This is a genomic window from Enterobacteriaceae bacterium Kacie_13 (assembly GCA_013457415.1).
In the GTDB taxonomy this organism is placed as follows: Bacteria; Pseudomonadota; Gammaproteobacteria; order Enterobacterales; family Enterobacteriaceae; genus Rahnella.
In genome coordinates this window covers 3,007,345-3,026,433 of the sequence record CP045665.1, presented here as the reverse complement: position 1 = coordinate 3,026,433, position 19,089 = coordinate 3,007,345, and the positions used below count along the sequence as shown (strand labels likewise).

The 19,089-nt window shown below is 50.4% G+C and carries 22 protein-coding genes and 3 tRNA genes; 18 read left to right on the top strand and 7 right to left on the bottom strand.

All coding sequences use genetic code 11. The features are described 5' to 3' along the window. Positions 1-42: 42 nt before the first annotated feature. The 4 genes from pgsA to GE278_13800 all read left to right on the top strand — a co-directional run bounded on the left by pgsA (position 43) and on the right by GE278_13800 (position 1,043). Positions 43-591, top strand: coding sequence for a CDP-diacylglycerol--glycerol-3-phosphate 3-phosphatidyltransferase (pgsA, locus tag GE278_13815; GenBank protein QLK61783.1), 549 nt, complete (start codon positions 43-45; stop codon positions 589-591). A 147-nt stretch (positions 592-738) separates the two neighbouring features. Beyond that, positions 739-814, top strand: a tRNA-Gly gene (locus GE278_13810). A 58-nt stretch (positions 815-872) separates the two neighbouring features. After that, positions 873-946 (top strand) — tRNA-Cys (locus GE278_13805). An 11-nt stretch (positions 947-957) separates the two neighbouring features. Next, positions 958-1,043 (top strand) — tRNA-Leu (locus GE278_13800). Between the two features lie 301 nt (positions 1,044-1,344). Here GE278_13800 and GE278_13795 read toward each other — a convergent pair. Beyond that, on the bottom strand, positions 1,345-1,611 hold the full coding sequence (locus tag GE278_13795; GenBank protein QLK61782.1) for a hypothetical protein: 267 nt from the start codon (positions 1,609-1,611) through the stop codon (positions 1,345-1,347). A 227-nt stretch (positions 1,612-1,838) separates the two neighbouring features. Between GE278_13795 and GE278_13790 the strand changes: the two genes are divergently transcribed. Further along, positions 1,839-2,498, top strand: a complete 660-nt coding sequence (locus GE278_13790) for a serine/threonine-protein phosphatase (GenBank protein QLK61781.1) — start codon at positions 1,839-1,841, stop codon at positions 2,496-2,498. An 82-nt stretch (positions 2,499-2,580) separates the two neighbouring features. Next, positions 2,581-3,345: a DNA-binding transcriptional repressor DeoR gene (gene deoR / locus GE278_13785; protein QLK61780.1), complete on the top strand. Its 765-nt coding sequence runs from the start codon at positions 2,581-2,583 to the stop codon at positions 3,343-3,345. Between the two features lie 6 nt (positions 3,346-3,351). Here deoR and GE278_13780 read toward each other — a convergent pair whose 3' ends face one another. Continuing rightward, on the bottom strand, positions 3,352-3,828 hold the full coding sequence (locus GE278_13780; GenBank protein ID QLK61779.1) for a DNA gyrase inhibitor: 477 nt from the start codon (positions 3,826-3,828) through the stop codon (positions 3,352-3,354). A gap of 184 nt (positions 3,829-4,012) precedes the next feature. Here GE278_13780 and GE278_13775 point away from each other — a divergent pair, with 184 nt between their 5' ends. The 3 genes from GE278_13775 to GE278_13765 all read left to right on the top strand — a co-directional run bounded on the left by GE278_13775 (position 4,013) and on the right by GE278_13765 (position 5,230). Continuing rightward, the gene (locus GE278_13775) at positions 4,013-4,519 is read left to right on the top strand and encodes a hypothetical protein (GenBank protein ID QLK61778.1); all 507 of its coding nucleotides are present in this window, start codon (positions 4,013-4,015) and stop codon (positions 4,517-4,519) included. A 137-nt stretch (positions 4,520-4,656) separates the two neighbouring features. Next, complete coding sequence (locus GE278_13770; GenBank protein QLK61777.1) at positions 4,657-4,932, top strand: hypothetical protein; 276 nt, start codon at positions 4,657-4,659, stop codon at positions 4,930-4,932. Between the two features lie 37 nt (positions 4,933-4,969). Continuing rightward, the gene (locus GE278_13765; protein QLK63296.1) at positions 4,970-5,230 is read left to right on the top strand and encodes a hypothetical protein; all 261 of its coding nucleotides are present in this window, start codon (positions 4,970-4,972) and stop codon (positions 5,228-5,230) included. 60 nt (positions 5,231-5,290) lie between these two features. Here the strand turns inward: GE278_13765 and GE278_13760 are convergent, their stop codons facing one another. Then, positions 5,291-5,503, bottom strand: a complete 213-nt coding sequence (locus tag GE278_13760; protein ID QLK61776.1) for a hypothetical protein — start codon at positions 5,501-5,503, stop codon at positions 5,291-5,293. 610 nt (positions 5,504-6,113) lie between these two features. On the opposite strand from GE278_13760, the gene GE278_13755 reads away from it, so the two are divergent. Next, positions 6,114-6,458: a DUF2502 domain-containing protein gene (locus tag GE278_13755; protein ID QLK61775.1), complete on the top strand. Its 345-nt coding sequence runs from the start codon at positions 6,114-6,116 to the stop codon at positions 6,456-6,458. A 402-nt stretch (positions 6,459-6,860) separates the two neighbouring features. Continuing rightward, complete coding sequence (locus GE278_13750; GenBank protein QLK61774.1) at positions 6,861-7,121, top strand: hypothetical protein; 261 nt, start codon at positions 6,861-6,863, stop codon at positions 7,119-7,121. Positions 7,122-7,184: 63 nt separating this feature from the next. On the opposite strand, the gene GE278_13745 is transcribed toward GE278_13750, so the two are convergent. Then, positions 7,185-7,631, bottom strand: a complete 447-nt coding sequence (locus GE278_13745) for a universal stress protein (GenBank protein QLK61773.1) — start codon at positions 7,629-7,631, stop codon at positions 7,185-7,187. Between the two features lie 13 nt (positions 7,632-7,644). After that, complete coding sequence (locus tag GE278_13740) at positions 7,645-8,424, bottom strand: helix-turn-helix domain-containing protein (GenBank protein ID QLK63295.1); 780 nt, start codon at positions 8,422-8,424, stop codon at positions 7,645-7,647. A gap of 252 nt (positions 8,425-8,676) precedes the next feature. On the opposite strand from GE278_13740, the gene GE278_13735 reads away from it, so the two are divergent. Together GE278_13735 and GE278_13730 are read left to right on the top strand one after the other, a co-directional pair. Next, on the top strand, positions 8,677-10,287 hold the full coding sequence (locus tag GE278_13735) for an MFS transporter (protein QLK61772.1): 1,611 nt from the start codon (positions 8,677-8,679) through the stop codon (positions 10,285-10,287). Positions 10,288-10,345: 58 nt separating this feature from the next. Next, positions 10,346-11,377: an HlyD family efflux transporter periplasmic adaptor subunit gene (locus GE278_13730; GenBank protein ID QLK61771.1), complete on the top strand. Its 1,032-nt coding sequence runs from the start codon at positions 10,346-10,348 to the stop codon at positions 11,375-11,377. 97 nt (positions 11,378-11,474) lie between these two features. Here GE278_13730 and mdoC read toward each other — a convergent pair whose 3' ends face one another. After that, positions 11,475-12,659 (bottom strand): glucans biosynthesis protein MdoC, encoded by a 1,185-nt coding sequence (mdoC, locus tag GE278_13725; protein ID QLK61770.1) that lies wholly within the window; start codon positions 12,657-12,659, stop codon positions 11,475-11,477. Positions 12,660-12,990: 331 nt separating this feature from the next. On the opposite strand from mdoC, the gene mdoG reads away from it, so the two are divergent. From mdoG to GE278_13710, 3 genes are all read left to right on the top strand, one after another. Beyond that, the gene (mdoG, locus tag GE278_13720) at positions 12,991-14,526 is read left to right on the top strand and encodes a glucans biosynthesis protein MdoG (protein ID QLK63294.1); all 1,536 of its coding nucleotides are present in this window, start codon (positions 12,991-12,993) and stop codon (positions 14,524-14,526) included. Next, the gene (gene mdoH / locus GE278_13715) at positions 14,519-17,107 is read left to right on the top strand and encodes a glucans biosynthesis glucosyltransferase MdoH (protein QLK61769.1); all 2,589 of its coding nucleotides are present in this window, start codon (positions 14,519-14,521) and stop codon (positions 17,105-17,107) included. Before mdoG ends, mdoH begins: the two co-directional genes overlap by 8 nt. A gap of 212 nt (positions 17,108-17,319) precedes the next feature. Further along, the gene (locus tag GE278_13710) at positions 17,320-17,565 is read left to right on the top strand and encodes a YceK/YidQ family lipoprotein (GenBank protein ID QLK61768.1); all 246 of its coding nucleotides are present in this window, start codon (positions 17,320-17,322) and stop codon (positions 17,563-17,565) included. 3 nt (positions 17,566-17,568) lie between these two features. Here GE278_13710 and GE278_13705 read toward each other — a convergent pair whose 3' ends face one another. Continuing rightward, on the bottom strand, positions 17,569-17,976 hold the full coding sequence (locus tag GE278_13705) for a secY/secA suppressor protein (GenBank protein QLK61767.1): 408 nt from the start codon (positions 17,974-17,976) through the stop codon (positions 17,569-17,571). Positions 17,977-18,196: 220 nt separating this feature from the next. Here GE278_13705 and GE278_13700 point away from each other — a divergent pair, with 220 nt between their 5' ends. Beyond that, on the top strand, positions 18,197-18,595 hold the full coding sequence (locus GE278_13700) for a glyoxalase (protein ID QLK61766.1): 399 nt from the start codon (positions 18,197-18,199) through the stop codon (positions 18,593-18,595). 132 nt (positions 18,596-18,727) lie between these two features. Beyond that, positions 18,728-19,066, top strand: coding sequence for a hypothetical protein (locus GE278_13695; protein QLK61765.1), 339 nt, complete (start codon positions 18,728-18,730; stop codon positions 19,064-19,066). Positions 19,067-19,089: the final 23 nt, after the last annotated feature.

Sequence of the window (19,089 nt, the reverse complement as noted above, 5' to 3'; positions counted from 1 at the left end):
CATACTCATAATATCTAAACTGGACAAACAGTTACCTTCGCTATGCAATTTAATATACCGACGTGCCTTACCCTGTTCCGCGTTGCACTCATCCCTTTCTTCGTGCTCGCCTTCTATCTGCCTTACCCATGGGCACCGATGGCCTGCGCGCTCATTTTCGTGTTTGCGGCAATGACTGATTGGCTGGATGGCTACTTAGCGCGTCGCCTGAAGCAAACGACGCGCTTCGGTGCGTTCCTTGATCCGGTGGCAGATAAAGTGATGGTGGCGATTGCCCTGGTGCTGGTCGCTGAGTACTTCCACTCCTGGTGGATAACGTTACCAGCTGCTACCATGATCGCCCGTGAAATTATCATTTCTGCGCTGCGTGAGTGGATGGCTGAAATTGGTAAGCGAAGCAGCGTTGCCGTTTCCTGGATTGGTAAGGTTAAGACCACGGCGCAGATGTTATCGCTGGTCGCCTTATTGTGGCGTCCTGACAGCATTGTTGTGGGGGTCGGTGTGGTGGCCCTTTACATCGCCGCAGTGCTGACTTTCTGGTCAATGTTCCAGTATTTGAACGCTGCGCGCCACGATTTGCTGGAACCCTGATCAAACTGACGTAAAAAACGTCAAACGAACGAAGGATCCAGATAATTTTATTGACTCATTCTCTCAGGTCAGTAGAATGCAACGCATCGGAAGGCAGACAGCAATGCGCCTGAAGATAGTTAAAAAAATCAGTACGTTCTGATTAAAGCGGGAATAGCTCAGTTGGTAGAGCACGACCTTGCCAAGGTCGGGGTCGCGAGTTCGAGTCTCGTTTCCCGCTCCAAATTTTCTCGAATTGACTTTTTAATCGGTTTGAGTGCAAGACAAGTAGTAAGATTTAAGGCGCGTTAACAAAGCGGTTATGTAGCGGATTGCAAATCCGCCTAGTCCGGTTCGACTCCGGAACGCGCCTCCAATTTTCCCGGAGCCCGGGTGGTGGAATCGGTAGACACAAGGGATTTAAAATCCCTCGGCCTTAGGCTGTACGAGTTCAAGTCTCGTCCCGGGTACCATGGGAAAATTAGCAGAATAATCAAAAGCAATAGTGTAGTAATGTCGTAAGTTATAGCCACCCTCGGGTGGTTTTTTTATGTCTGAAATTTGCGCCAGGAAAGAGTGTTTTTGACATCACAGTTTTACATATAATAAAGGCCACTTCTGAGAGTGGCCTTTATGCTTTTACAGCAACGCCAAATTATATCAGCAATACAAAACGTCCCTTTCCTGTAATTACCGGTCTGGGTATGTGCTGATGTTCAGTGAAAGTGGCGGAGAGAGTGCAGATTAAAACAGCCCCGAAGGGCGTTTTTAGGGCTAAATCTCGCCCGATGAATCTGTATTACTCAGTGCCCGGATCGATAAAGGCAGGTGGTAGTTCGGTTGGCTGGTGAAAAACGCCTGAAGCGCGACGCGTTTCTTCCGGTCTATCGAAATCTCTTCCATGGTTTTGCGGAAGATACTGTAACGGCCACAAGAAGTGCAGGTCACAGTAACAATTTTCGCCGACATATTTACCGACGTCTTATTCGTGTTTTGACACAACGGACACTCGTCTTGAGCGTTTACAACTGTGGAACTCATAAAACCTCCGGTTTTACTTAGAGCGGCCAGTAGTCTAGCACAAAAAGGCGGCAGTTACTTAATGATAAATAATTTATCAGTGGATTTCAGCCGCGACTACGTGTAAAGAGGCCCCAACTTCCTGATGGCACGGGGAAACCCTCACTTTGATCTTTGAACTTCCTTTCCTAATACCCCTCATCAGATACACTTGAGCTATTCTCAGTCACAATGGATCTCATTCAAATATGATTCCTGCTTTGTATAAATGCATTGATGGCACCGACTACCGGCATATTTATATCGTGGGTGATCTGCACGGATGTATGACTTTACTTAACCAGCAGCTGAATAAAATTGATTTCGATCCCCGCTGCGATCTGTTGCTATCCGTTGGCGATCTCGCCGATCGCGGGCCCGACAGCGTCGGTTGCCTGAAACTCATCCGTCAGCCCTGGTTTAGCTGCGTGAGAGGCAACCATGAGCAAATGGCGATTGATGCGGTGAACGAGCAGAATATTCCGCGCTGGTTACGTAACGGTGGTGAATGGTTTTATGCGCTGGAAAGCGAAGCGCAGGAACAGGTGAAAGCACTGATTCTTGAGGCCGACAGTTTACCGCATGTTATTGAGCTAACGACGCGTGAAGGGGAACGCATTGTGGTGGCGCACGCTGACTACGTTTCGAACGAGTATGTATTTGGAAAGCCATTGGACAGTTATGAGATCATCTGGAATCGTGACCGTATCAATCATGCGCTGGCCGGACGTTATCAGCCTGTCGCCGGTGCCGGGGCCTTTTATTTTGGCCATACGCCGGTTGACAAGGCGAAGCAATTTGCCAATCAGCACTATATTGATACCGGCGCGGTATTCGGCGGTTATCTGACCTTGCGTCAGTTGCAATAACATCAGACGGAGTGCGGGTTTGCGGTAGGTTGCTGGCAAAGGTATAGTGACCGGCTGCGAACTGGAAAGCTGAGATAACATCATGGAAACCAAGCGTGAAGACAGGATCCAGCGTCTTTTGCTGGCGCTAAAAAAGACTGACAAAATCCACCTGAAAGAAGCGTCTTTGCTGCTCGATGTTTCCGAGATGACTATTCGGCGTGATTTAAACGCAGAGCCTGCGCCAGTGATCCTGCTCGGCGGCTATATTGTGATGGATCCTAAGAATAACCCGGCGACGCACTATTTTGTCAGTGAGCAAAAAACGAGGCAGGTCGCAGAAAAACGCCGACTGGCTAAGAATGCCGCCAACCTCATCCTCGACAATGACACCGTCTTTTTCGATTGCGGCACTACCATGCCGTATGTGATTGAAAGTATTCCAGAATCCAGGGTTTTCACCGCAATCTGCTATTCGCTCAATACTTTTCTGGCACTTCAGGAAAAACCGCAGTGTGATGTTATCTTATGCGGCGGTGCGTACAAATCCAGCAACAGTATCTTCACGCCAATTGGCCGAAGCAGTGAGCTCGATTTTATTCGCCCGGCAAAAGCGTTTATTTCTGCCGCGGGTGTCAGTATAGAACATGGGGTAACGTGCTTTAATTTCGACGAATTACTGATGAAACATCAGGCGATGGAGCGTTCTGCGCAATGTATTCTGGTGGCCGACAGCAGTAAGTTTGAACAGGTGCGACCGGCGGCGATCGCACCCTTAGCCCGTTTTAACACCCTGGTCAGCGATGCCAAACCGCCACAGGCTTATCTTGATTTTTGCAAGCAGGCTGACATTACACTTAGCGTCTGACTCCCTTTAGCGGATTGCAGGGATCTTTTCGACCGACTGATAAAACACCACTTCCCAGATACCAGTTTTTGAGCCATCACTCAGATAGTGCTCAAAGCAGGCTTTGCCATCCGGCCGGTAATGATTACTGGCCAGCAGCTGGCTGTAAAACTCCCGCCAGGCTTGTTCAAAATTTCCGTCTGTAATGGTGGTGTGATATGCGGCATAGGTGCCACCCGGCAGAGTTTGCAGTGCCAGCCCGTCAGCATCATCCAGAATGAAATTATCCGCGACGCAAACCGAAGGATCCGCGCGCAGCGCTTCAGCGGGTGTGGTGTCCGGGTTATCGTGAAACCACGTCAGCCATTCGGTATGTGGCTGATGGTGTCGCGCAACCCATTTTGTCAGCTGCTGAAAGCCGCTGTGGATTGACTCCTTATATGGCCCGACGACCCGGTAGCTCACCAGTTTTTTTGCCGGTCTTTCCACAATTAATAGTGCCATGATGATCTCCTTTTATCTGACATGAATTGGGTGAATTTCATGATGATAATATCAACGATACAGATACCAGCTATAACAGTTTCCCGCTTTGCCACGGGTAACTGCTCTACGCGCTATAACAGTTGTCATGATAAAATAATGTAATCAGATTGCATTATAGTCTTCACTGCAGCGAGGTTATGGGATGGACGTGATCAAAAATGTATTAAATAGTGAAATTGATCGTATCAACCGTCAGGAAGGCCGTGATGGCAAGGCACGCATCAACGTTGAGTTTTTTGTAAATCATCCGTGGCTGTGTCTTGCAATGCTGGTCGGCTATATTGCCGTCGGCGGGGTGATGTATGTATCGCCTTATATGGGCATCGGCTGGTTTATTGGCTTCACCGCCTTTCTGGTCTTTATGTCAGCGATGCTATTGTTGGAAATCAAACCTGTATATCGCTATGAAGACATCGGGGTGCTGGATCTGCGCGTCTGCTACAACGGCGAATGGTATTTCAGCCGTGAATTATCACCAGAGGCCGTACAGCAGATTCTCAATGCCGAAAGCGTAAGCAGTTGGGTGAAAAACCGCATCGAGTCGATTGTACGTAACAAAGGTTTTGTCGATTTTTACGATGTTTATGATCTGGCGCGCCTTGAGCATCAGCAGCCGGCCGCGATGAATGCTGTACAGTTAGCGCACTAATTCCCCTTCAACATGGCTTTCGGCCATGACGTCACCCGGCATGCTCTGATAAAATAGCGGTTGGACATATATTCTTGAATGGATTGTTCGTCTAACGAACAACTCACAGGGTATGTTGAGCTGCTACAGGAGCCGCTGTGGAACGAATCAAACTGACTATTCATCATCTGCACAAAATCGTTTCTGATGAAAAACAGGATGCGCATGCTGTCGCCCGTATTTATGCTGGCGAAGAGTTGCTGCTGACTGAGACGATGTCCGGGCAGGCCATCCATTTTGATCGCTACATTCACGTCGATAATGACACCGGTAAACCCTTAACGGTGGAATGGGACTGTGACGGCAGTGCAAAGATGTCAGTTTCCCGCGCAGAAGTTTGTCCGTGTTGTGGTGGTGACGCACTTCATGGGTAAGAAAATGCAGAGAGCAAAAGCAGAGCAGAGGTGAATGATGAAGTTTATCAACAACGAAGTTGAATACCGTAAATGGATAATGGATGAAATTTTCCAGGCGAGCGCGGTAGGTGAAACCTCTGAGTTTGCCGATCAGGAAGTGGATGATTTTATTTTCGACGCCAGGCCGGTCGCCTACCCGTGCGTGGCGGTGATGATCCAGACACCGGGAGAACCAGGCGTATGCGAACCACGTTTCGTTTATAAAGAACAGATTTTTGAGTGGGCGCACAAGATGGGCTTTGGATTCGATAGCTGATTCTTGCAGTAAGAATTCACGCCAGCCCTGAGTGTCACTCAGGGCTTTCTCAGGAAGCTTTTACACATTTTTCCTGTCGATTTTCTCTTCACCCCAGAAAAGATGGTCTTCTTTGGTTTTTGCGAAGGCGATAGGCAATACTTCATCATTGCCTTCTTCCCAAATCTTCTGAGCCAGCGTTTCATCATTTTTAGCGAGCTCAAAAATGGCTTCGGCGATTTCGTGAGAGGTTTCACGCGTATTGGCCCAGGCTTTGATATTTGACGTCGTCATCCGGTTCTCCTCGTAGTAATTCGCAAAATAAGTCCGTAAAAAGTGTCTTCATGACACGTTGATATTCACTATAACTATGGTTTCCATGAGCGGTTTATGCAAATCCTGCGGCTTTCAGTGCAGAGATTAAGAGGAAGAAAAGCGTTATCAGGGCACAAAAAAGGCGTCAGATGTACGCCTGTCTCGTTTATACTAAAGCCGATTTCGAACAATTAAGGTGATGAGAATGAGCGACGATATTTTTGATTTTGACATTGATGCTGCACTGGTGTCCGCAGAAGAAAAAGCGGCTGAGAAAGCAGCAGCAGTGCCAGAACCCGTTCAGGACGAAAGTGACTGTGAAGGCTGCAAAATCTGATTTTGCCTCAAAATACAGCAAATAAAGAAACCGCTTCGGCGGTTTTTTTGTGTCTGACGTATGTGGGAAATTAGCTTTTTTTGTCTGAATCTCCTTTGCTGCCATAGCGTTGCAATGCATTACGTAAAACTGGTTTCTGACGCAAATGTAAGGATAGCGAAAGGACATTTTTTTTGGGATAAATTCCTATAGAACAGGAAGATAGCTGGCGGTAATTTGTCATCACCTGATGAGCAGGTCGTGAGGTTTCCAATGAAAAAACTGATTCTTATTCTCGCCGTTATGCTTTCCACTGTGCCCGCGCTGGCACAGGCAAACGTCGAGCTGGGCGTGAATATGCCGGGCCTGTCACTGCACATTGGTGACCGTGACCCCCGCGGATATTATTGGGATGGGGGCGACTGGCGTCCGCCGGGTTGGTGGGATGAACATTACCGTGATGAAGGTCGGGGACACTGGGTCTATTACGAACCCGCTCCACCGCCACCGCCTCGTTACTGGCATCATGAGCACTGGCATGAAGGACCTCCGCCGGGGTACTGGCGCGATGGCCCTCCAGGCCGCTGGCGTGAAGGACCACCTCCGGGACGCTGGTGATCACAGCGCCGTCAGTTAGCCTAAAAAAGTCATAAAAATTTGGGGAACAGGGTTGGCAGTGGTGATGCGAAAGCATCCCCAATGTCAGTTCTGTTCCTTTTACGCTTTAGGCTTATACCGTTTGTCAGATGGGGGATTAATTAATTTAGAGTATGTAAATAAATGATTTATTCATCATAATTATGGTTTGTTGCTTTATTAATAAATATAACTTCAATAATGTTGAAAACTTGATTTTTAAGACGAATTGCAGCTTGCTAACTTCGATATATATGTTAATTTTCTGTTATGTGAAATCAGCAATGGATGGCTCGAACGCAACGCGTGCCTGATCTCATATGCTGTCTTTAAGGAAATTTTCTCATCAGGTGCGTTAGACATTATTTACTGTGAGCTAATCTTATGCACTTGATTAAAAACGATTACGAATACCGTATCTGGATGCTTGATGCCTATTTCCGTCAGGACAACATCTTTGGCGACACACTTCTGACCGATGAAGAGATGGATGATTTTCTTTTCGAATCGCGTCCGCAGGAATACCCATGCCTTGGCATGGTGACGCCCTCTAAAACCAATTCTTTAGATAGTGATATTGCTTTTTTTTATCGTAATCATATCAATGACTGGGCTATGTCTATGGGACTGATAAATACTAAATAGCCTGATTCTTGAGATAGTAAAAAAGCGCCGGTATGGCGCTTTTTGTTTTTATATTTATCGGAATTAATTCCCGCGAACTTCAACTAACACCGGGCAAGGCGCATGGGCGATCACTTCTGCGCTGACTGATCCCTTCATCATTCGGCCAAAGGCCGATAGCTGACGGTGGCCGATGACGATGACCGAGGCCTTTATTTTTTCAGCCTCGGCTACCAGCGCTTCGCCAGCGGCGCCCACGATCAGGTTTCCTTTAGCACGAATACCCGCCTCATTCAGGATTTTCAACGCATTGCCTACCACGGCGCGAGCAGTATTTTGCTCTTCCTCCGCCGGTGGATACCCCACGATTTCGCCGGGGATATCACCGTTCTCTTCGAGCGCATAGGATTCATCGATACAGCAGGTGACATAGACCGTAGCCTGATGACCATTCGCCAGCTGCCGGGCAAGATCGACGACAAAAGGGGACTGCTTTGAGCCGTCTACGGCCAGCAAAATAACATCAAACACGTGCACTCCTGGGTTAGTTGTTCTGGCCGAGCTTACCGATTTCACCAATCAACGCGTTTTTACAATCGAACAGCGCGTCACGAATTTGAGCTTCTTTGGTTTCCTGGCGTGAGGTGGGGAACAGCACTGAAACGGAGTAGCGCCCCAGTATGGTGTCAATAGCAACGGCCATCGTCGAGATACCGTCCACGGTCTCACCGTTCTCCATAGAGATGCCGCTTTCGCGGACTGCGGCGATTTTGTCGAGAAGGGAATCCATCGTGCGCACTGTATGCACGGTGGCAGGTTCAAGCACCTCGCCGACAATAATGCGGATCTCGTCATCCGTTTTAAGAGACAGCAGCGCGCGACCACCGGAGGTGCTGTAAATCGGCAGATTCAGGCCGACTCTAGGTACCACGCGCAGTTCGCGTTCCGCCACGATGCTGTGAATATTGGCGATCTGGCGGCCACTGGCGCGCCCGAGAGAGACTGTTTCGTCAATAGATTCGCAGAGCTGGCGAAGAAAAGGGGAAGCAATAGCGATCACATCGGTGTGTACCGTGGACACCAGTTTCAGCAGCGTCGGGCCAAGCCGGACACCACCGCTGCCTTCGGACCGCACGAGCCCCTCTTCGGCAAGTGCTGCCACGATCCGCTGCACGGTGGAGCGCGGCAGATCGACATCATTAGCGATCGCCCCAAGGCTCATTCCCTGAGGATGTTTCCCCAGCGCATTAAGAATGGACGCCGCGCGCGAAATCACCTGGATCCCACCGCTGCGTTCCTCGTCTCCCGTAATGTCCTGCGCCATCATTTCTCCTTTATCACCGATGGATGATCTTTACCGAAATCTATGCTGCCAATGTAATAGCTGGGCGGTCTAAAAACAATTTTTAATCACATTGCAATACAGTGCACCGTATTATAGTATTTGCGGTTGTATCACAATGTGGTGCAATGCACCGAAACAAAAGTGATATCGATCGCTACTTTAGTTTCCAGCTGCACACCTGCCTTTTCACTATCGCCGCATTCATAAGCGACGAAGTTAACGAGCGACAAGATGAATCATTCAGTCACAACGGCACCTGCCGCGAGCGGTGTTGCAATGCCTGTTCCGCCGCCTTTTAATCTGCGGCTGATTATTGGGTTGATCGGCGTATTGATAGCTTCGCTGTGCTCCGGCCTGAACGACCGGGTGACGGATATCGCATTGGCCGATGTGCGCGGTGCGTTAAGTATCAGCAATGACCAGGGAACCTGGTTGATCGGTGTGTATCAGGCGGCGGAAGTGGCGGCGATGATGATTGCGCCGTGGTTTGCGATGACATTTTCGCTGCGCCGTTTCACTTTGTTCGTCACACTCGGATTTTTGCTTCTGGCTGTGATCCTGCCTTTTGCACCCAATTTGCCGTTGTTTATTGCGTTGCGCGCTGTTCAGGGCATCTTCGGCGGTGCTTTACCACCTTTATTGATGACCGCCGCGCTGCGCTTTATGCCGCCGCATTTCAAATTGTATGGACTAAGTGCATATGCGCTGACGGCAACCTTTGGTCCAAATATGGCGACGTCACTGGCAGCCATCTGGACGGATTACGTAGGCTGGCAATGGGTGTTCTGGCAGGTGATCCCACCTTGTTTACTGGCGGCCATGATGGTCGGATATGGCATCCCGCAGGACCCTTATCGTTTTGAACGTTTTAAACAGATGGATAAAGTCGGGATGCTGACCGGTTGCAGCGGGGTTTCTCTGCTGGTGCTTTCGTTGCAGCAGGGCGAGCGTCTGGACTGGTTTAACTCCCCGCTGATCACGATGATGTTTTTTGGTGCGCTGGCGTTGCTGACGATTTTTCTGGTTAACGAATGGCATCATCCTTTGCCGCTATTTAAATTGCAGATGCTCAGGCGCCACAACCTTGCTCACGGTTTAATCACGCTCTTTGCGCTTATGTTCCTATTTTTATCCGGCTCGGCCTTACCGTCGAGCTATATGGAGCAGGTCGGTGGGTTCCGTGCGGTCCAGGTAGGGCCGCTGGCGCTGACAATTGGCTTGCCGCAACTTTTGCTGGCACCGCTGGTGGCATTTGTGCTGACGATGCGCTGGATTGACAGTCGCTGGGTATTGGCCTGCGGGCTGGGGCTGATAGGGGTTTCCTGCTACTGGGGCACGCACCTGACCAGCGCCTGGGCACGGGACAATTTTTACCTGATTCAGATTATGCAGGCGTTCGGTCAGCCGATGGCAGTGTTACCGATCCTGATGAGCGCGACCAGCGTGGTGCAGCCGCCGGAAGGGCCTTTTGCCTCGGCGATGTTTAATACCACGCGTGGTCTGGGCAGCGTGATGGGCAGCGCTATGCTCGGCGTTTTCGTCAGCCACCGGGAGCAGATTCACTCCAATGTGTTACTCAATCACGCAGGCAGTGTGAGCTACCTGCTGTCGCAACCGTACGGGGGCGGCAGCAGTTTTCTCGCGCCGCTTAACAGCGATGGCTCGGCGATTTCCGCCGAAGTGATCACCCAATTTTCCCGGCTGGTAAAAAAGCAGGCACTGGTACTGGGGCTGGCGGATACCTATCTGGTGATTATCGGTCTGGCATTGGTGCTGATCTTGCTGGCCGCAATATTGCCGAAGCGCACATATCCGCCGCAATCTCTGGTTAACCGAGCCTGAACAACGCATCACCCTAATAAATGCTTTCCACCATAATAAAGAATGAGAGAAAAGAATCATGATAAAAACATCGCCCGTCCGCCTGAGTTGGCTGATTGCCGCCGTGGTGGTGATCTTGTTGATTATTATCGCCTTCTGGATTTTAACCGGTAACAGCAAGCCGGATACCGACGATGCCTTTGTTTCGGCCGATTCCACGCTGGTTGCACCGCGAATTTCCGGCACTATCGCCGAAGTGTATGTACGGGACAATCAGGCGGTTAAGGCAGGGGAGGTAATGGCACGGATTGATGATCGCGATTATCGCAACGCGGTGCTGACGGCCGAAGCGAATCTGGAAACAGCCAATGCACAAATGTTGAGTCTCGCCGCGCAGTTGGCGAAACAGCAGCAAACCATTTTACAGGCTCAGGCGCAGGTCAATGCCGACAGCGCGGGTATTTCTTATGCGCGTCAGAGCGCCGACCGTTATAAGCGTTTACTGCAAAACGGATCTGGCACCGCCGATGCGCGTGATGAATCAGATGCGAATCTGCGGGCCAAACTGGCTACGCAGCAAAGCGATATGGCGGCAGCGCAGGCGGCGGAAAAACAGGTCGATGTGCTCAACGCGGGGCAGGCCGAAGCGAAAGCTGCCATCGATTCAGCTATGACCGCTCTGGCACAGGCCAAATTAAATCTCTCCTATACGGAAATCAAGGCGCCGGTCGACGGTTTTGTCGGGCAACGTTCGCTGCGAATCGGCGGTTATGTCAGCGCGGGAACGCGTGTTCTGGCAGTGGTTCCTTTGCACGATGCCTACATTGTGGCGAATTATCTTGAAACACAGTTGGGTGATGTGAAACCCGGGCAGACCGTCGATATTAAAATTGATGCGCTGCCTGGTGTTGTGCTGAAAGGGAAAGTAGACAGCATTTCTCCGGCGACCGGCGTAACCTTTTCCCCGATCTCTGCGGACAACGCGACGGGCAATTACACTAAAGTGGTGCAGCGTCTCGCGGTAAAAATCGTGCTCGAACCCAATCAGGCCGATGCGAATCGTCTTAAAGTGGGCATGTCAGTCATTCCCACTATTAATACGGCATCGTGATAAAGCAGGTTTTCACCCACACAAACCGACACAAAAAAACGGCCATGCATCAGTGCATGGCCGCCTTTTTATCATTCCGCGCCGTTAATGCGGGCGGTTATGACGCCTGATTCTGCGGCGGGGTAGGCCCGGACTCATTCTTTTTGTTCAACTGCTGCGGTTTGCCTGAGAACAGGAAGCGCAGGAGCGGAATACGTTTGTGCACTTCATAAAGGATGAAGGCGATACCGAATACGAACACCAGTCCCAGCCAGAAGCCCATCCAGTCGCTCTGAATTTTAGGTGTGATGAACGCGCCATAGATCAGCGTTAACGGGTGGTGAATCAGATAGATGAAGAGGGATGAGTTCACCAGATAAGTGATCCACGGTGCCTGGAAGTTCAGCATGTAATGGCTAAATGAAAACACCACGTTAACCATCAGAATTCCCAACAGCGTCGTGATGATGGCATCAATCTCCATCGAGTAAAGCTGAGGAGTATTTACGTGCTGATTAAACATGTAGGCAGCAAACAGGAAGATACTAACCACACCGGCTGTGGCAGAGGGCTTGATAAACAACTCTTTTAGCCAGGCGAATTTATACGCAAAAGCGCCAATAATGAAAAATGGCAGATAAAACAGCGTCTGCATCACGATGAAATTAAATGCCCCGTTAGAAAGTAAATCCGGCGCGAAAAGGTACAACGCTCTGTTAAATACGGCATAAATTAAACCGATAAACAAAAAGAGTATTGAGAGTTTTCCTAAGCTATTTGTTCGGTTTTTAATTAATTGAATGCGATTAGTCTTAATTTCTTTTATAAATTTAAAGAGATAAAAACAAATGCTGGTAAGAATAACCAGCGTTAACAGGAACCATAAATGGGACACTAATTCCCAGACGGTGATGTTAATTTTCTGATAAAGCCCCATTGTGCTCCAGTCAGAAAACTTGCTGGTGTATTTCATCAGGAAATAAAGCTGAGGAAGCGTGATCAGCGGGAACGCTGCGGCGAGTGGGATGGCAACCCGCTCCAAACGCACTTTTAGCCACTGGTGAGATTCATAGCGCTCGTACAGCATATAGGAGAAGTAGCCGGATATGACGAAGAACACCTGCATACGGAAGGCGTGGATGACATCATTGAAAATCGTCAGGCCGTGCGAAGGTATTGCACTGTTTACTGCCCAGATATGACTGGAGTAAATCAATGATATATGGAATGGGATACCCAGCAGCATCAAATATGCGCGTATCGAGTCCAAAAAGAACTCACGTTGTGGTTTTTGTGGTTTCATTACGTTTCCGTTGTAAGCAGCTCATCCTAATTTTAGAGCGTAATTTGTCTTTAGGGTTATTGTGTCAGGTAACCAGAAATGAACGGTGCTGACAATAGTATAACTCCGAACATAAAACGGGCCTTGTTATAGGACAAGTTTCCATAGCCTGTGTTTCAACGAATTGATATCCTTGTACCCTGTTGCGCTTAAACGGTTCATCAATGGATGAACCATCGACTGCTCAGGTTGTCGGAAACCTGACACTTCCCTTAAAATTGTTACAGCGAATGAGTTAAGCGCGCTTAAAGGAGACAAGGTGTCGGATAAAAATTTTTCCATAGGGTCACGTATGATCAAAGTCCGTTTGCTAAGTGCCGCAGTGTTGATGGCCATGTTCACCTCATCTGCCTGGGCTTTTTCTATTGACGATGTTGCAAAACAAGCGAAAGCATTAGCCGATAAAGGCTACGAAGCGCCAAAGAGCAACTTACCGTCCCAGTTCCGCGACCTCAAATTCGCAGACTACCAACAAATTCAGTTCAATCATGATAAAGCGTACTGGAAAGATCAGAACACGCCTTTCAAGCTTGAGTTCTACCACCAGGGGATGTACTTCGACACTCCGGTGAAAATCAATGAAGTGACGGCCAACTCCGTTAAAGAAATCAAATACAGCCCGGATTACTTCAACTTTGGCAACGTCAAACATGACGCTGACTCTGTTAAGAACCTCGGCTTTGCTGGTTTCAAAGTGCTTTATCCCATCAATAAAGCAGACAAAAATGATGAAATTATGAGTGTGCTGGGTGCCAGCTACTTCCGCGTAATCGGTAAAGGTCAGGTTTATGGCCTGTCTGCACGTGGTTTGGCGATCGACACCGCATTGGCTTCCGGCGAAGAATTCCCGCGTTTTCGCGAATTCTGGATTGAACGTCCTAATCCGGATGAAAAACACTTAGTCATTTACGCCTTACTGGATTCTCCGCGTGCGACCGGCGCTTATCGTCTGGATGTTTATCCAGGCAAAGAAGCCACCGTCGACGTGCAGTCTCAGGTCTATCTGCGTGACAAAGTGGGCAAACTTGGGATCGCACCATTGACCAGTATGTTCCTGTTCGGCGCGAACCAGCCGTCTCCGGTGATGAACTATCGTCCGGCGCTGCATGATTCCAACGGTCTGTCTATCCACGCGGGTAACGGTGAATGGATCTGGCGTCCGCTGAACAATCCAAAACATCTGGCTGTCAGCCAGTTCTCTATGGAAAATCCAAAAGGGTTCGGTCTGCTGCAGCGCGGCCGTAGTTTCTCCAACTTTGAAGATTTGGATGATCGTTACGATTTGCGTCCAAGCGGTTGGGTAGAGACCAAGGGCGACTGGGGTAAAGGGAAAGTTGAGCTGGTAGAAATTCCGACCGCTGATGAAACCAATGACAACATCGTGGCCTTCTGGACGCCGGATCAGTTACCTGATGCAGGCAAGCCGCTGTCCATTAATTATCGTCTGCACTTCTCTATTGAAGAAGACAAATTGCATTCACCGGATCTGGCGTGGGTAGAACGTACCATGCGCTCAACAGGTGATGTGAAGCAGTCAAATCTGATCCGTGAACCAGATGGCAGCGTTGCCTTCCTGGTTGATTTTGTTGGTCCGAATCTGAAATCCCTGAAAAGCGACACCCCGGTGACGTCTCAGGTCAGCGTGGGCGACAACGGCGATCTGGTCGAAAACACTGTCCGCTATAATCCGGTAACTAAAGGCTGGCGTCTGACGCTGCGCCTGAAAGTGAAAGATCCGAAGAAAGCGATCGAAATGCGCGCTTCTCTGGCCAATGGCGATAAAACACTGAGTGAAACCTGGAGCTATCAGCTGCCTGCAAATGAATAAGTCAACGCACTCTACTCATGAATATGTAGAAGCTTTGCCACTTCCTGAAGAACAGAAAGCGGCACTTCTTCAGCAGCTCCCGGCTGCTGAAGACGAAGCTTTTGCCACCGTGCATCGGCGCTTAGGCGCTGATGACATGGCTTCAGCGGCGGCTGCCGCCGCGGACGCCGATGCGCCTCTGGCCTCGGTGAAAGCGCGCGTCGGCGCTGGCTGGCCTTACGCGCTGGAGAAGGGCTCGCTGGATGAGGTGGATAATGAAGGCCGCACCATCGCGAGCGCCATGCCTCCGGTTAAACGTTCCAGCATGTTCCCTGATGTCTGGCGCACCAACCCGGTAGGGCGTTTTTGGGACAATCTGATGGGGCGCAGTGCAGCTTCCCGTCATCGTGCCTCTGAAATGCCGGAATCTGAAAAGCGCTGGCGTCATGCGGGCTCCGTCCGTCGTTATATTTTGCTGGCTTTGATGCTGGTGCAAACGGCGATCGCGACCTGGTACATGAAAACTATTCTGCCTTATCAGGGCTGGGCGCTGATCGACCCCGCGGATATGCTGAATCAGGACTGGTTACAGTCGGTTCTGCAACTTTTACCGTATGTGCTGCAGACAGGGATCCTGGTGCTGTTTGCCATCCTTTTCTGTTGGGTGTCGGCCGGTTTCTGGACGGCGCTGATGGGCTTTTTACAACTGCTCATCGGTCGCGATAAATACAGCATCACGGCTTCGACCAAAGGCGATGAGCCACTGAACCCGAATAACCGTACTGCGTTGATCATGCCGATTTGTAACGAAGACGTGGAGCGCGTTTTCGCGGGTCTTCGTGCAACGTATGAGTCCGTGAAAGCGACGGGTGATTTGGATCAGTTTGATATCTATGTCCTGAGCGACAGCTATGACCCAGATATCTGCGTGGCCGAGCAAAAAGCCTGGATGGAAGTGTGCCGAGACGTTGATGGTCACGGTCGTATCTTCTATCGCCGTCGTCGTCGCCGTGTGAAACGTAAAAGCGGTAACATTGATGACTGGTGCCGTCGCTGGGGCGGGGAATATGCCTACATGGTTATTCTCGATGCTGACAGCGTCATGAGTGGCGAATGTCTGACCGGTCTGGCGCGTCTGATGGATGCCAACCCGAACGCTGGTATTATCCAGTCTTCGCCGAAAGCATCTGGCATGGATACGCTGTATGCGCGTTGTCAGCAGTTCGCAACACGCGTCTATGGCCCGTTGTTTACTGCCGGTTTGCACTTCTGGCAACTGGGTGAATCCCATTACTGGGGTCACAACGCTATTATTCGCGTCAAACCTTTTATCGAGCACTGTGCGCTTGCACCGTTGCCGGGTGAAGGGTCGTTTGCCGGTTCCATCATGTCGCATGACTTCGTGGAAGCGGCACTGATGCGCCGTGCGGGCTGGGGCGTGTGGATAGCATACGATCTGCCGGGCAGTTATGAAGAATTACCGCCGAACCTGCTGGATGAGCTGAAACGCGATCGCCGCTGGTGTCATGGTAACCTGATGAACTTCCGCCTGTTCCTAGTGAAAGGGATGCACCCGGTTCACCGTGCAGTGTTCCTGACAGGCGTGATGTCTTATCTGTCCGCTCCGCTGTGGTTTACGTTCCTGGCCCTGTCTACAGCCTTGCAAGTGGTGCATACGCTGATGGAACCGCAGTACTTCCTGCAACCGCGCCAGCTGTTCCCGGTGTGGCCGCAGTGGCGTCCTGAGCTGGCCATCGCGCTGTTCTCGACCACCATGGTGCTGCTGTTCCTGCCAAAACTGCTGAGTATTGTCCTGATTTGGGCTAAGGGTGCGAAGCAATTTGGCGGCGGCTTGCGTTTGCTGCTTTCCATGTTGCTGGAAATGCTGTTCTCAGTCCTGCTGGCACCTGTGCGCATGTTGTTCCACACCGTATTCGTGGTCAGCGCGTTCCTGGGCTGGGAAGTGGTCTGGAATTCACCGCAGCGTGATGATGATGACACGCCGTGGGGCGAAGCCTTTAAACGTCATGGTTCACAACTGTTGCTGGGTGCTGTCTGGGCTGCCGGTATGGCATGGCTGGACTTACGCTTCTTGTGGTGGCTCGCGCCTATCGTCTTTTCTCTGATCCTCTCGCCAATCGTGTCGGTGTTGTCAAGCCGCGCGACGCTCGGGATTAAGAGTAAGAGAGCCAAGCTGTTCCTGATCCCGGAAGAGTATGATCCTCCGCGAGAGCTGGTGGCGACTGATGAATATCTCAAACTGAACCGTGAGCGCAAATTGCAAAACGGCTTCATGCATGCGGTATTCGATCCGACGTTCAATGCACTGGCCACAGCTATGGCAACTTCGCGTCACCTGATGCGTGATGCGGTTGAAAATGGCCGTCGCGCTCACCTTGAGCAGGCCTTGAAAACCGGACCGAAAGATTTAGGCAAGGCCGATCGCCTGCTCCTTCTGAGCGATCCGGTACTGATGGCGCGCTTACACTCTGCGGTCTGGACGCAACCGGATCAGCGGGCGTGGAGTGAGCATTACAGTAAATTGCCGCGTAACGTTGAGGCTTTCCCTGAAACCCAGACGCTGGAAGTTAAACCCGCCTGAGTTGATGTGAAGAGTCAGTAAAGCTTACGGGCAGTATGTGAAAAACATACTGCCCGTTTTTTATTGCAGCAAGTTCAGTGACTCTTTAGGTGCCAGCGTATAAAATTTTACTTTGCCTTAACATAGCGGAGCATGAAGCGCGTGCTAAGCTAACAGCGCTATTTAGCGCTCTGCGGGGGGCTTCTATTGATTCGAATCGACAGGTTGAGTGAGTGATTAAACGGGTAATTTTTCGCGGATGTGTTCTGGCATTTCTGACCACCATGCTGACGGGCTGTGGCAGCATCATCAGCCGGACAGTGCCGGGGCAGGGACATGGCAATCAGTATTATCCCGGCGTGCAATGGGATTTGCGCGATAGCCCGTGGCGTTTTGTCACCGTCATCGACGTACCTTTGTCGATGATCGTCGACACCTTTATGTTGCCGGTTGACGCCCGCCACGGACCTTATGACTAGTCGTTAGTCGATATCACGTCCCGGATAATCGTCCTCATCATCCCACTCCTCAGCAGCAGCTGCACCCTCCTCAGTGTCGGTCTGCGGTTCGTGCTGGAATTCTCCCTCGTCCCATTCGTACAGCGTCGCTTCTTCCAGCCACTCTTCTTCCAGTTCGATGACGTCATAGTCCTCATCGAAAATGGCCTGTGCGGCAGCACCGCTGCGGAAGGTCAGTGCATCAATAGATTCGCCTTCACCGCTTAGAAACTCCGCCTGCCACATGATATCGCCATCCTGCATGATGTATTTCTGCAAATTGAACTGATCAGGAAGCGGCTCTTCATCGTCCTGGATCCTATCCTGTGCGGCTTCGAGAAATTCTTCGCGGGCGGCATCAATAGCCTCTTCAAGCGTTACGTACATGCTCATTGTTGTCTCCTGAGTTGAAAAGGGGTACGGATAAAAAAGATGTGGGGTAAATAGCGTTATGAATGAACAGGTAACAACCATCCGCCAGTGAAAACGCTGATTCAATGATTGTTGTCGATAAATCCCAGAGTGCAAGTTTTCAGATGAAAAACAGTCTGGCATTCTTCTGCTATTCTGAATTTCCTGGTCATAAACGCTGATGTGAGGGAGTGAATTTACGATGATTTCACGAAATGCAGTGCTGCGGGTGGCGCGCCCGACTGACAATCTTGGGCAAATAGCCCAAATGTATTGTCACGGTTTAGGATTCGAGGTGATTGGCCGCTTCAGCGATCATCAGGGATTTGACGGCGTTCTGGTAGGACATCCGCATCATCATTACCATCTGGAATTTACGCATCATCACGCTTCAACCGCAGGCCGTGCGCCGACACAGGACAACCTGTTGGTCTTTTATATTTCCGAGTCCGACCAATGGAATGCGCAATGTGAAGCGATGCGCCTGGCCGGGTTTACAGAGGTGGCGTCGTTTAACCCCTACTGGGACGAGAACGGCAAAACGTTTGAGGATGTGGATGGATATCGTGTAGTTTTGGCTTCTCGTGACTGGACGGTTTAGACACAAATGTCAGTACTTTCCCTGCTTTGCAAAGGCTCTAAAGGGGGAGGGTAAAGTTTTAGCAAACCGTCTGTACGGCGTGAAAATGGGGATTACAGTGACCATGAAACTTTCAGAAATAAGGTGACTGTTATGAAGATTCTTTCCCGCGTTTTACTTCTGCCGCTGTGTGGCCTCGGCGTGGTATTCAGCGTTGCCAGTACGGCTGCTGAAATTACCTATCCGCAACCGCCCGTTGGCTTGCCATCTTTCCACGGTGAAGGCATGCCACCGCCGCTGCCAGTGATCATGGGGTTCTGTCATCCGGGGCAGTTATTCTGTGCCAGTGTGGCCAGTGAAAATCCGACGGACACCATCCAGAAGCTGACTTCGGTCTTGCCTGCGACCACGGCCGGTAAACATTATGAAGTCCGTCTTGCGGTAGTTGAAGTTTCTGAAGATCTGCCGCAGCGGGCAGAAAAGGCCAGGTAAGCGGCTTTCTAAAACGGCGGCCA

Bases quoted from the DNA above. Each gene is read 5' to 3' on its own strand.
- GE278_13765 (QLK63296.1), top strand. From the start codon at position 4,970: ATGAAGTTTATCAACAACGAAGTTGAATACCGTAAATGGATAATGGAT.
- GE278_13790 (QLK61781.1), top strand. From the start codon at position 1,839: ATGATTCCTGCTTTGTATAAATGCATTGATGGCACCGACTACCGGCAT.
- GE278_13795 (QLK61782.1), bottom strand. From the start codon at position 1,611: ATGAGTTCCACAGTTGTAAACGCTCAAGACGAGTGTCCGTTGTGTCAA.
- GE278_13695 (QLK61765.1), top strand. From the start codon at position 18,728: ATGAAGATTCTTTCCCGCGTTTTACTTCTGCCGCTGTGTGGCCTCGGC.
- GE278_13700 (QLK61766.1), top strand. From the start codon at position 18,197: ATGATTTCACGAAATGCAGTGCTGCGGGTGGCGCGCCCGACTGACAAT.
- GE278_13740 (QLK63295.1), bottom strand. From the start codon at position 8,424: ATGGCGCAGGACATTACGGGAGACGAGGAACGCAGCGGTGGGATCCAG.
- GE278_13750 (QLK61774.1), top strand. From the start codon at position 6,861: ATGCACTTGATTAAAAACGATTACGAATACCGTATCTGGATGCTTGAT.
- deoR (QLK61780.1), top strand. From the start codon at position 2,581: ATGGAAACCAAGCGTGAAGACAGGATCCAGCGTCTTTTGCTGGCGCTA.
- GE278_13705 (QLK61767.1), bottom strand. From the start codon at position 17,976: ATGAGCATGTACGTAACGCTTGAAGAGGCTATTGATGCCGCCCGCGAA.
- GE278_13735 (QLK61772.1), top strand. From the start codon at position 8,677: ATGAATCATTCAGTCACAACGGCACCTGCCGCGAGCGGTGTTGCAATG.
- GE278_13760 (QLK61776.1), bottom strand. From the start codon at position 5,503: ATGACGACGTCAAATATCAAAGCCTGGGCCAATACGCGTGAAACCTCT.
- pgsA (QLK61783.1), top strand. From the start codon at position 43: ATGCAATTTAATATACCGACGTGCCTTACCCTGTTCCGCGTTGCACTC.
- GE278_13730 (QLK61771.1), top strand. From the start codon at position 10,346: ATGATAAAAACATCGCCCGTCCGCCTGAGTTGGCTGATTGCCGCCGTG.
- GE278_13780 (QLK61779.1), bottom strand. From the start codon at position 3,828: ATGGCACTATTAATTGTGGAAAGACCGGCAAAAAAACTGGTGAGCTAC.
- GE278_13775 (QLK61778.1), top strand. From the start codon at position 4,013: ATGGACGTGATCAAAAATGTATTAAATAGTGAAATTGATCGTATCAAC.
- mdoH (QLK61769.1), top strand. From the start codon at position 14,519: ATGAATAAGTCAACGCACTCTACTCATGAATATGTAGAAGCTTTGCCA.
- mdoG (QLK63294.1), top strand. From the start codon at position 12,991: ATGATCAAAGTCCGTTTGCTAAGTGCCGCAGTGTTGATGGCCATGTTC.
- GE278_13755 (QLK61775.1), top strand. From the start codon at position 6,114: ATGAAAAAACTGATTCTTATTCTCGCCGTTATGCTTTCCACTGTGCCC.
- mdoC (QLK61770.1), bottom strand. From the start codon at position 12,659: ATGAAACCACAAAAACCACAACGTGAGTTCTTTTTGGACTCGATACGC.